General features: G+C 38.7%; 9 protein-coding genes. 5 read left to right on the plus strand and 4 right to left on the minus strand.

The genetic code is table 11. From position 1 onward, the window contains the following. Nucleotides 1–295: 295 nt before the first annotated feature. Both VNZ46_RS02025 and VNZ46_RS02030 read right to left on the minus strand, forming a co-directional pair. Complete coding sequence (locus VNZ46_RS02025) at nucleotides 296–943, minus strand: hypothetical protein (protein WP_325558400.1); 648 nt, start codon at nucleotides 941–943, stop codon at nucleotides 296–298. 17 nt (nucleotides 944–960) lie between these two features. Beyond that, the gene (locus tag VNZ46_RS02030) at nucleotides 961–1569 is read right to left on the minus strand and encodes a hypothetical protein (protein WP_325558401.1); all 609 of its coding nucleotides are present in this window, start codon (nucleotides 1567–1569) and stop codon (nucleotides 961–963) included. A 657-nt stretch (nucleotides 1570–2226) separates the two neighbouring features. Here VNZ46_RS02030 and VNZ46_RS02035 point away from each other — a divergent pair. The 4 genes from VNZ46_RS02035 to VNZ46_RS02050 are packed head-to-tail and all read left to right on the plus strand — an operon-like array spanning nucleotide 2227 to nucleotide 8459. Next, the gene (locus VNZ46_RS02035) at nucleotides 2227–2463 is read left to right on the plus strand and encodes a hypothetical protein (RefSeq protein WP_325558403.1); all 237 of its coding nucleotides are present in this window, start codon (nucleotides 2227–2229) and stop codon (nucleotides 2461–2463) included. 29 nt (nucleotides 2464–2492) lie between these two features. After that, a complete protein-coding gene (locus tag VNZ46_RS02040; protein WP_325558404.1) occupies nucleotides 2493–5570 on the plus strand; it encodes a SusC/RagA family TonB-linked outer membrane protein in 3078 nt (1025 codons plus the stop codon). 19 nt (nucleotides 5571–5589) lie between these two features. After that, nucleotides 5590–6960 carry a RagB/SusD family nutrient uptake outer membrane protein gene (locus VNZ46_RS02045; protein ID WP_325558406.1) on the plus strand — a complete coding sequence of 457 codons (1371 nt, stop codon included), beginning with the start codon at nucleotides 5590–5592 and terminating at the stop codon, nucleotides 6958–6960. A gap of 2 nt (nucleotides 6961–6962) precedes the next feature. Continuing rightward, nucleotides 6963–8459 (plus strand): TlpA disulfide reductase family protein, encoded by a 1497-nt coding sequence (locus tag VNZ46_RS02050; protein WP_325558407.1) that lies wholly within the window; start codon nucleotides 6963–6965, stop codon nucleotides 8457–8459. Nucleotides 8460–8516: 57 nt separating this feature from the next. Here VNZ46_RS02050 and VNZ46_RS02055 read toward each other — a convergent pair whose 3' ends face one another. Both VNZ46_RS02055 and VNZ46_RS02060 read right to left on the minus strand, forming a co-directional pair. Beyond that, a complete protein-coding gene (locus VNZ46_RS02055) occupies nucleotides 8517–8765 on the minus strand; it encodes a DUF6520 family protein (protein WP_325558409.1) in 249 nt (82 codons plus the stop codon). A 148-nt stretch (nucleotides 8766–8913) separates the two neighbouring features. Continuing rightward, on the minus strand, nucleotides 8914–9363 hold the full coding sequence (locus VNZ46_RS02060) for a MauE/DoxX family redox-associated membrane protein (RefSeq protein WP_325558410.1): 450 nt from the start codon (nucleotides 9361–9363) through the stop codon (nucleotides 8914–8916). A 213-nt stretch (nucleotides 9364–9576) separates the two neighbouring features. Between VNZ46_RS02060 and VNZ46_RS02065 the strand changes: the two genes are divergently transcribed. Then, the coding region (locus VNZ46_RS02065) for a P-loop NTPase fold protein (RefSeq protein WP_325558411.1) at nucleotides 9577–10991 on the plus strand (1415 nt) is incomplete at its 3' end.

Consider the following 10991-nt stretch of genomic DNA (forward strand, 5'->3'; position numbering starts at 1 on the left):
CTGGTCTTTGGTTGATCCCACGTTTAAGCAATTTTGGAGGGATTTCAGAGCGATTTTTGAATTTATTCCTTGCCAGGCTTCAATCTTTGGTTTCATTTGAGTAGGATAAATATCACTCGCGATAAGCTAAATGGGATGCTTGAACTTACAAGGAAATTTGAAGCTGTCTTTTGTATTTGTTCAGGAGGAAAGGAACAATTTATACTATAGCCCAGCAATCAAATTGACGACCAGTTTGGTCCAAAACGAGGTGGCCACTTTTGGGTTCTTCCCCACTTTTATGGAAATACACGGCTTACTCACTATATACAAACCTCTTCATCTCGTTCTTACTCACCTTTATACTCCTACCATCCATTTTATGAATCAGCTTAAAAGCATTAGTAATAAAAAAGGGCCTTACATGACCTTTAAAATGCTTAACACAAGTCCTAAACAACTCCAGCCCAGTCTTAGGCTCCGAGAAATACCCCTCATCCAAAAGATCCAGTATAAAATCCTTAACCATTATTGGCGAAGCAACACTTTTTACACCAACAGCTTTAAAAGCCGGCAATTCGGTAAAAGAGCGAAAGATTTTATGCTTACCATTTGGTTCCTCTTTAAAGATATCATAGGATTTAGTACCATCCGAATTAGAAGTAGCGACAACAAAAAGCTTATAGGTCAGTTCTTCAAGCTTACCATCTAGAATTTCCGGTAGTGTACAATTAAAAATATGTAGCAGATAATTAGTATCCCTGGCCTTATACCGTTTACTATGCAACGGATTTTCTACATCCCTCACATATAACGGGTGATATCCCAATAAGAATGACAATTCCCGGTCTGAAAATCCTTTGGCAATGCGCATATCCATTGTCTTATAGCTTTTTTCAAAATCTATCGAGGATACGGTAAAATAATGTGCCGTTTGGTTTTCCAGAAGCTCAGGCTTATTCATATTTCAAAATACGTTAATTATTTTTTTGCAAGCGTATTTTTAGCTGATGATTTTTGATAAGTAACCTGAAGCGGCGGTTCTGTTTTAACTAGATCACCCTTTGTAACAGCTCTATCTAGTGGAGAATTGAAGTCAGTTGTATTCCATTTCTTTTCAAATAACCGATTTGCTTCTTGAGTGACCTCTTTCGTGGTCCGAGGAATATTTAAGAACTCTGTATCTTCCATTAAAGATCGAATGGCTCCTGTAGGATAAATTTTATTGATTATTATATTTCTGCTTTTGGCGACAAGAACATCAGGTAAGGACTCTTTAGGATAAAAGTCATACAATGTATACTCTGTTTGAAAATCGGTTGGAAGTTCATCAGGGTTTAATTTCTCTTTAATTCTTTTCGCTTCCTCAGTAAAGATATGTGCAAGCTCATGAAGTTGCGGTTCTGTATATTTATGGCTAATAGCTATGCTTTCCACATTTCCGATTAGTGAGGTACTTTGGGAGTGACTTAGATTAGAAGATAATTTCTTTTGTGATAAATCAAGATTAACTCTTATTGTTCTAACAGAATCAATAATGTATTGATCGATTGTAGAAATTAAAATTCCTTTTTTATTCCAATTTGCCATGTGACAAGATGGAATTTGAATTAAAAATGCTTAGGTCATAAAATAATTTTATAAATCACTTAATTGTTTATATATTAGCATAATGATTATAATTCTCCTGTTTAAAGAGGATAAAAAATAAATATTAAATTCCGATTATATCGGGAGGTATTAAGAGTCTCGCCCTCTAAATTCTGATAATTGCGGCAAACGAGACAATAGATTAATGCCTGTAGCAATATATTCTGTACTTTTGGGTGCACTATAGTGTTACGGGCTCTATTGTAATTCCGTTTTGCCAGGTCGTCAGAAGCCTAGAGGGATGGTATTTAGAGCCTGTAACACTATAGTGCACTTTAAATATCTGAGACTCATTATGACATTAATAATGAGAGATGAAATCTAACCAAAATTTTCACTCTTCTTGCCTTACCCGCGGCGCTAGTCGCAAGGCCCCTTCAACCGCCTTAAAGCCTCACACACCAAAACAAACTCCCCTCCTCCAAAATTTTGGAGTTCCCTCCAACATTATCATATCATTTGCAAAGCAATTAACCAACACAATTCATATGATCAATTATACCTTAATAATCTGTCCACCAGATTAACTTTACAGACACACCTAATCGCCCCAGAATTCAGTTTATTATCAAATAAATCTTTCCAAATGAACTCTTTATGGAGACAACAAACAACTGTAATTGCTTTAACAATAGACAAATCATCAATTTCTTTAAAGATTACAATCTGGAAGAAAGCCAGTCTTTGCTATGGAAGCTATTTAAGCTCAGTACAGCCGCAAAGCCCACCGAAGTAATAAATGCAAAAGAATGGCTAAACCTCGTGTCTTTCTACGAAAATCTTGACGATTTACTAAAAGCAATTTATACCAGGTATCAAGAACAAACTCCATAACTAAGGACAGATAACTAACCAAATATCACATGAATAAAACGATAAAAACCATCGTCATGGCCGCGCTTTGCTTAAATTTTAGCGCCTATGCCCAGAAGCCAACAAAACCCAAAAAGTACAAAACAGCTAAAACCGCAGACACTATAAAGGTGTCACCAGCCAAAGCCTCAATCATAGAACCAGAACAAAACCTGAAAGAAGTCAGCATCGTATCTACCGGCTACCAAACCCTCCCCAAAGAACGCGCTACAGGCTCCTTCACCCAGCTGAGCAACAAAGACCTGAACAGAAGAATCAGCACCGATATTCTAAGCAGAATAGAAGATATTGTACCAGGCCTCAGCTTCAGTAAAAACAACTCCAACTTTAATTTCTACAGTTCACAAAGCCAGCTCAGCATCCGCGGCCAAAGCACCATTATGGGTAATGCGAACCCGTTAATTGTAATAGACAACTTTCCTTATGACGGCGACCTGAACAACATCAACCCGAACGATGTGGAAAGCATCACCGTACTCAAAGATGCCGCAAGTGCTTCGATTTGGGGTGCAAAAGCCGCCAACGGCGTCATCGTCATCACGACAAAGAAAGGACGTTCAAACCAGGCTCCGAAAGTCAGCTTTAACACGAACTTCACTGTTGGTAACAAACCAGATTTGTTTTATCAGCCTCAAATGAGTTCTACTGACTTCATCGACGTAGAGAAGTCCTTATTTAAAAAAGGATACTATAGCGATACTGAAAACTCCAGTACCCATGCTTCTCTAACACCAGTAGTTGAACTGCTTATAGCCAAACGTGATGGAGTCCTTGACCCTGCAACGGCAGATGCACAAATCGAAGCCCTGAAGAACTATGATACGCGCAAAGATCTTGACAAATATTTTCTACAGAAATCCTTCAACCAGCAATACGCCATCAGCATAACCGGAGGCAACCAGCAGCAAAACTATTACCTCTCTGCCGGACTGGACAAAAACACGGGGAGTATTAAGCCTGCCAGCTACAACCGCATCACAATTAACGCCAATCAAAGCACCAAGCTGTTGAAGGATAAACTAGAGCTCACTACCCAATTCAATTTTATCCAATCCAACACCAATAATGCCCCTGCCCTATACAATGCTGGTTACAATAACGTAACAACAGACATCTACTATCCATATGCCAGGCTTGCAGATGATCAAGGGGATGCCTTAACTGTCATCCGCGATTTCCGACCCGCTTTTAAAAATAGCACAACGGATAATGGCTTATTGGACTGGAACTATAAACCATTAGATGAACTGAATTACGCAAATGACAACATCAAGTTAAACCAATTCAGGGTCAATACCAGCCTAAGCTATAAAATCTTGCCCCAATTAACTGCATCCGGGCTTTTCCTATACGATCATGCTGATATCAGGGAAAGAAATAACCAGAGCCTGCAGTCCTATTTCACAAGAAACCTGATCAACAATTACACACAAATCAACAGCGACAATTCCTTAACCTATCCCATACCATTGGGCGGTATTATGGATTTAAAGAACAATACTACCAATAACATCAGTTTCAGGGGACAACTCAATTACAACCAGATTTTTAAAGAAAAACATCAAATCACTGCCATTGCCGGATATGAAATCAGACAGCAGCGAAGCCTCTTCAATAGCAACAGAAATTATGGCTACGATGAAGAGCATGCATTAATCAACCCGGTAAGCTACCTCAGCAGCTTTCCCCAATATTTCTTCAATGGCTACACTGCAGCTATACCCTATGTAGATACCGAAAAGGAATTGACAGACCGATATCTTTCCTACTTTACAAATGCTGCCTACACCTACAATAACCGCTATCTCTTTTCTGCCAGTGCAAGGCTAGATCAAAGCAATCTTTTTGGTGTAAAAGCCAATCAAAAGGGAACTCCATTGTACTCGCTAGGTCTAGGCTGGATCATCAACCAGGAGAGCTTTTACCACGCAGACTGGCTACCTTACCTAAAACTGCGTTTAACCTATGGTGCAAATGGAAATGTCTATAAAAACCTATCTGCTTTAACCAATGCCACGGCTCAGAACTATTATTACAATTACCCAAACACAGGTTTGCCTTTTGCCAGTATCACCAATCCACCCAATCCTACCTTAAAATGGGAACGGGTTAAAGTCTGGAATGCTGGTCTCGATTTTAGCAGTAAAAACGTCCGCATCAGCGGAACACTAGAGTTTTATCAGAAAAAAGGAACAGATCTTATTGGAACCTCTGTCATAGATCCAACATCTGGCATCACCACCTACACGGGAAACAATGCGGCCACAAAGGGCAAAGGCATAGACCTTAATTTAAATTCACTGAATACAAACGGCCAGCTTAAATGGACAACCGCTTTTATTGGAAGTTATTCCAAAACCATTGTAACCAGATACAATCTCGATAGCCCACCCTACACTTACTTATCAGCTTTTGGCCAACCCTTAACTGGCAAGCCCCTGCTGTCGATCTTCAGCAATAAAACAGCAGGACTGGACCCGCAAACTGGCGATCCGAGAGGTTATCTGAATGGTCAGATCAGCAAAGACTACTATGGTATTTTGACCAGCCAAACCATAAATGATCTGGTGTATAATGGCCCTGCCACACCAAGCTTTTTTGGTTCATTAAGAAACACCATCTCTTTCAAGAATATTTCCCTTTCTGCCAATATCGCTTATAGATTAGGTTACTATTTCAGAAAGAACACCGTGAACTTCGGGGCTGTAGCCCAGGGAATTGGAAGTCAAGGAGATTACAGTTTACGCTGGCAGAAACCTGGCGATGAACTCAGCACCATCGTTCCCTCTATGCCAGGCACCCCAAACTACCTGCGTCAAAACTTCTACACCTATTCAGATGTGCTTGTGGATAAAGCAGACCATATCCGTCTGCAAGACATCAACCTGGCTTATACCCTTCCAAAGAACATCGTCTCCAAATTGAATTGTACAGGCATCCAGTTTTACCTGTATGCAAATAACCTCGGGCTGATCTGGAAGGCCAATCATTTTAATCTGGATCCAGACTATCAGCTCAGCGGCCCGCCACCAAGAACACTTAGCCTTGGATGTAAAATAGACCTATAACCTTTTAATCAAAGAAAAGATGAAACATACACTCATATACACTGCTATGATCATAATATTGATCACCACCTCTTGCAAAAAAGGCTTTTTAGAAAAAAAGCCAGACAAAGCTTTTCTTGTGCCTACTACCTTGGCCGATTTCCAGGCCATTTTAGACAACAGTAACGAGGTATTCAACCATACTTTACTCCTAAGTGAACTGGCCACAGACGACATCTATATCACAGATGACGGCTTTACTTACGCAGCTCCGGTCGAACAGAATACCTATATCTGGGCCAAAGACCTGTATCAAGGCCAAAGCCAGTCAGACTGGAACAAGCCTTACCAACAAATCTTCTACACCAATATCGTTTTAGATGGATTAAACAGCAATACCAGTCTAGCCTCAAACAGCCAAACCTATAACCAGATCAAAGGTACTGCCCTATTCGCTCGTGCTTTTGCTTTATATAACCTCGCCCAGCAATTTACCGTTCCTTATCAAAAAGCAACAGCAGATCAGCAACTGGGTTTACCACTTCGTTTAACCTCAGATGTACAAGCAAAATCCATTCGCAGCACCTTGCAACAAACCTACGATCAGATCAATGCAGATCTGCAGAGCGCAATAAATCTCTTGCCAACTCAAACAGCCTACAAAACAAGACCAACGAAAGCTACGGCCTATGCACTATTGGCCAGAACAGCACTCATCATGCAAAACTATCCCCAGGCAGAAGGCTGTGCCGGCCAATCCTTGGCATCCGAAAATCGCTTACTGGATTTTAGCAACCTAAACCCAGATATGGATTACCCCATACCTGCTGCTTTAAGTAACAACAATCCGGAAGTATTGTATTACGCAGTCCAAAACTATTCCTATACCTTCTCTGGCTCTACCCTTACAGGCATAGACCCAGCCTTATACGATAGTTACGCAGACAATGATCTGCGTCATGATATCTATTTCAAATCAACCAACGGCATCTTCAATTTCAAAGGAAGTTACGCAGGAACTTACGAAGTTTTTGGAGGTATCGCCACAGACGAGGTTTACCTTATCCTGGCCGAAAGCCAGGCCAGGAACGGCAAGACCGCACTAGCCATGCAAACTCTGAATACGCTTCTAAGCAAACGCTTTAAAACAGGCCAATTCCAAAATCTAACCGCCAGCAGCCCGGAAGAAGCACTGGCCATCATTCTCAAAGAAAGAAGAAAAGAACTCGTCTTTAGAAACATCAGATGGTCAGATTTAAAACGCCTGAACCTGGATCCAAAATTCCAAAAAACCATAACCCATAGCGTAAACGGTATTAATTACACCCTTGCTCCCAACAGCAACAAATACACCTTTCCCATCCCAAATGATGTGATTGCAAATTCAGGAATAACACAAAACGAAAGATAATTATGAAACTCTATAAAACCATATTACTGACACTAGCCACAATAGCAAGTGTATCAACACTCAAAGCTCAATTCAAAACAGCCCCAATTATCATAACCGGCATTATGGGTAATGGACCAAAGACAGATAGCGTAACGCTAGATATCATGGCAGAATTTGGCAACGCGGGGCACCTTCAGGCAGAAACAAGCTTGGACCAATCCACTCAAGCGGGTAATTTTCATTTCGTCTTAAAGAAATCATCAAAGCCATTTTACGTCAGTTTTCATAGCACATTCAATGAACAAACTATTCCGTTCAGCTGGGAAAATCATAATCTAGATAATTATTTAGTAGAACCCGGAGACAGCATTTACATCGCCTACGACAATCAAAAGCAAACCGTCAGTTTTTCAGGAAAAGGAGCAGAAAAATTCACTTGGAGATACAATTTACGGCAATTTGCCAAGCAGTTCAACATCATTCCCCCATCCGTAGCATGGGAATATGACACCATTTTCCCAAATTTGGAAGCGATTACAAATTATGCCATTAGTTCATTGGAAGCTTTAAAAAATAAAGTTACACCAGAAATCTACCCAATATTAAAAGCTGATGCACTTTACTTTTTATCCGCTACTTACAGCAATATGGCGAGTTTACGCTTTGCTGCAGATTTCGGCGATACCGCTATCACCGAAAGAACCTTAAATAATTACAAACAGAAATTACTGAATTATCCAATTGATACCGCTCAATCCGATTTAAAATCCTATTCATCTGTTTTTGGAAACTTGATGGTGGAAAAAGCAAGAGCAGATTTCGCCTACCACAAAATAAAAGGTTATCCAAATCCATCAGACGTATATACACTACTAAAGACTTGCTATTCACCAGGAAAGTTAAGAGATAAAGCCATATTAGGATATATGTATACTATGAATGCAGCTGGCAGATTAACCGATTCACTCTTAAAAGCTGCTTTATTGGACGTTAAAACAATTTTATACAGAGAAAAGCTTATTGAAATACAAGACAACAACCAAAAGGGCAAGACCATAAAAGATTTTGATTTTAGAGATCTTAAAGGCAAAAAAGTTCAACTAGCAGACTTTAAAGGAAAAATCATTGTATTGGATATGTGGTTTACAGGTTGTGCAGGCTGCATACAAGTAGCTAAAAATCTTCCTGCAGTTGAAGAAGCATTGAGTGGGCATCCAGATATAATTTTCCTTAGCCTATCCGTAGACAAAGACAAAAATAAGTGGCTTAAAAGCATAGATCCCAACAAAAAAGCCTATTTCGGTTACACCCACTACACTACCCCAACCACCATTTATATGAATACTGGGGAACAATCTTTTGACCACCCCTTCATCAATCGATATAATCCCACTAAAACATTTCCCAGGGTGATGATTATCGATAAGCAAGGTAAAATTTTCTCTTCCAGTCCGCCATCATTAACCGAAGAAGGGAACAAAGACGCTTTTATTAAATTACTAGAAACAGCCCTTTAAATAAAAAAGCACCAACCCGGGCGGGTGGTTGGTGCTTAAAAAACTAACAATAAATACCTACGGATTCAAGGTACCGCAACCTTTTTGAGGAAGTGGTACTGGAGCCGATGGTGTACCTGTACCTTTGCAAGAAACAGTTTGGTTCTGATCACAGCTCACTGTTCTTCCAGCCGGAATACTTTTCCAAGCGCTAGCATTACAGTCAAAATAAATAGTTGGAGTTTGGTAGCTACTTGCCCCGGCAAATGCAGCACCAGTTCCCAAAACAACCATTAACAAAGCCAAATTCAATTTTAATCTTTTCATAATATCCGATGCTTTTTGCCATTGAAAAAGCAACAAAAACTTTAAGTTTTAAAATAACTAGGAATAATTGCCTACTCTGTTCAATATGGGTTTTCAGCCATCCCCATTTTTCCATACGCGATCCACTTTCTAAAAGCCATCCCGCTGTTCAGGGCCATAAATTTTCCCCCCTCCTTTCTCTATTAGTAAGTATAAAGCCTATTGCGGCAACTGCCGTAAAGAATAGGTTGAACACAAAATGAGCCTTCCAACCCAACACCTGCAGCACCCCGCCACAAGAACAAGGCACCCGGGGAAAGAACCCGATCAAAATCAACCCCACATATCCGGTAAAAGCCAACATGAGCAATAGCGAAAGCCCAAATCCCAATAGTCGAAAAGATCTCCAGCACAATAAAACAGCGGCCATCAACTCCACTGTAGGCAACAAGTAAAATAGAATCTTTGTAAAACCTCTTTGAAAAACCTGATTAGCCAATTGCGCTCTAAACTCTTCCGCATTAGCAAGCTTAGAAACTGCAGTATAAATCCATAAAAAAAGAAGTAGACACGCCAGTACCTCAACAACCCAGGCACCCTTTTTATTTAATCTGTTCATAGTTATAATTTGATATAACCAAAACTACAACCCACTGAACACCTTACACTTGTAAAATTATAAGTCCAAAAAAAAATATAGCATAAACTCTTCCCTACCGGCTAAGTAAAAAATTCAATTCACATAAATTTAAAAAGCTAAGTCTCATCGATACAGTCTATTATTTTATTTCAAAATATATACTTTAGGAAAAAATTAACTTGACTCACAGACATGTCGAAAAATATAATAGTTTTCACTCAAGGTAGACAACGAGAGATACAGTCACTAATACAACCTTTTGGAAATAATGAATTTAAATTTCATTATCAGGATTTTGTAAACCTAGGTTCTTTTAGCAAAGACGAGGATTTGGAAGCAATCATGGCAACTATAGATGGCATAGTATACATTTTTAGTAATCCACAACTAAATCCTTTGGAGCAGAAATTCATAGATACTGCTGAAAATCAGAAATTAAAAATTAACCTAGTCATGGCAATGCCCTTTGCAACGGTGCCTGATGAGTTAAGAAAACACAATAATATTTTCATTTCTCATCGGGAAATGCATCTTACACCTAAAATTGTTGATAGCATTATAAACACACTCAGAAATCAATTTAGAACGTTAGATGGAGAATATCCTTTTTTAGATCCGGAAATTCTTAAAAAAATACAGCTTAATCTATTAAAATTAGGATTTCTAAAAGGAGAAATTACTGAAACCTGGAATTCTAGTATATTAAATGCCATAATTCAATTTCAACAAAAACTCGGACTTCATGCTAATGGTGAACTTGATCTCTATCTAGTTGAACGAAGTGACGATATACTGCGAAAAATCGAAGACGGAAATATTGAAAGCGACGATTACACAAATTATTGGATATTAAAATTCGAGTCAAAAAAACTTGATTCAAGGGATTTAAACGAAGGTGACTCCTTTATTTTCGACAAAAAAACTGAAGATTTAATCTATGCTGAGCTTTCCAAAAAATTGAAAAATGGAGATCAATTAATTGGAGTTACCGATACCCCTTCCGACGCAATTGAATTTATTTTTGAAATTGGTAAAGCTAAGTCAGTAACTTCCACTATAGATGTCAAAATCGTTAAAATTTTTAAACCTCGAATTCCACTTGACTTATATAAGAACCAATTTTTAAGTAAAGAATTTCTTTCAGAAACTTCACCAGAACTTATAGAAGTTCATAAATCTTTGTATAATGATATATTAAAAACGTTTTTAGATCCCAAGATCAGCACAAAAGCAGATTACATCTTTGATGCGAATTATGCATCTGACATAAACTTTTCGGAGACTGAGGACCAACTAAGCTTCAGTAATGACGTTGAGTCATTTGCTACAATCATTTCAATGAAAAAAATCATGCCTCCAATGGCCATCGCTCTTTTCGGCCACTGGGGAACAGGCAAAAGTTTTTTCATGGAGAATCTACAAAAAAGAATACAAGAGATATCTCCAACTAACAATCAAATATTTTTAAAACATATAGTTCACGTTAAATTCAATTCATGGCATTATTCCGACATAAATCTATGGGCAAGTCTTGTCAACCATATTTTTGAAAGCCTAAACGACTATGCAGAAAAAACAAATTCAACTGAAAGTTACGTCAATAATAT

This window comes from Pedobacter sp. (genome assembly GCF_035566355.1).
GTDB lineage: Bacteria > Bacteroidota > Bacteroidia > Sphingobacteriales > Sphingobacteriaceae > Pedobacter.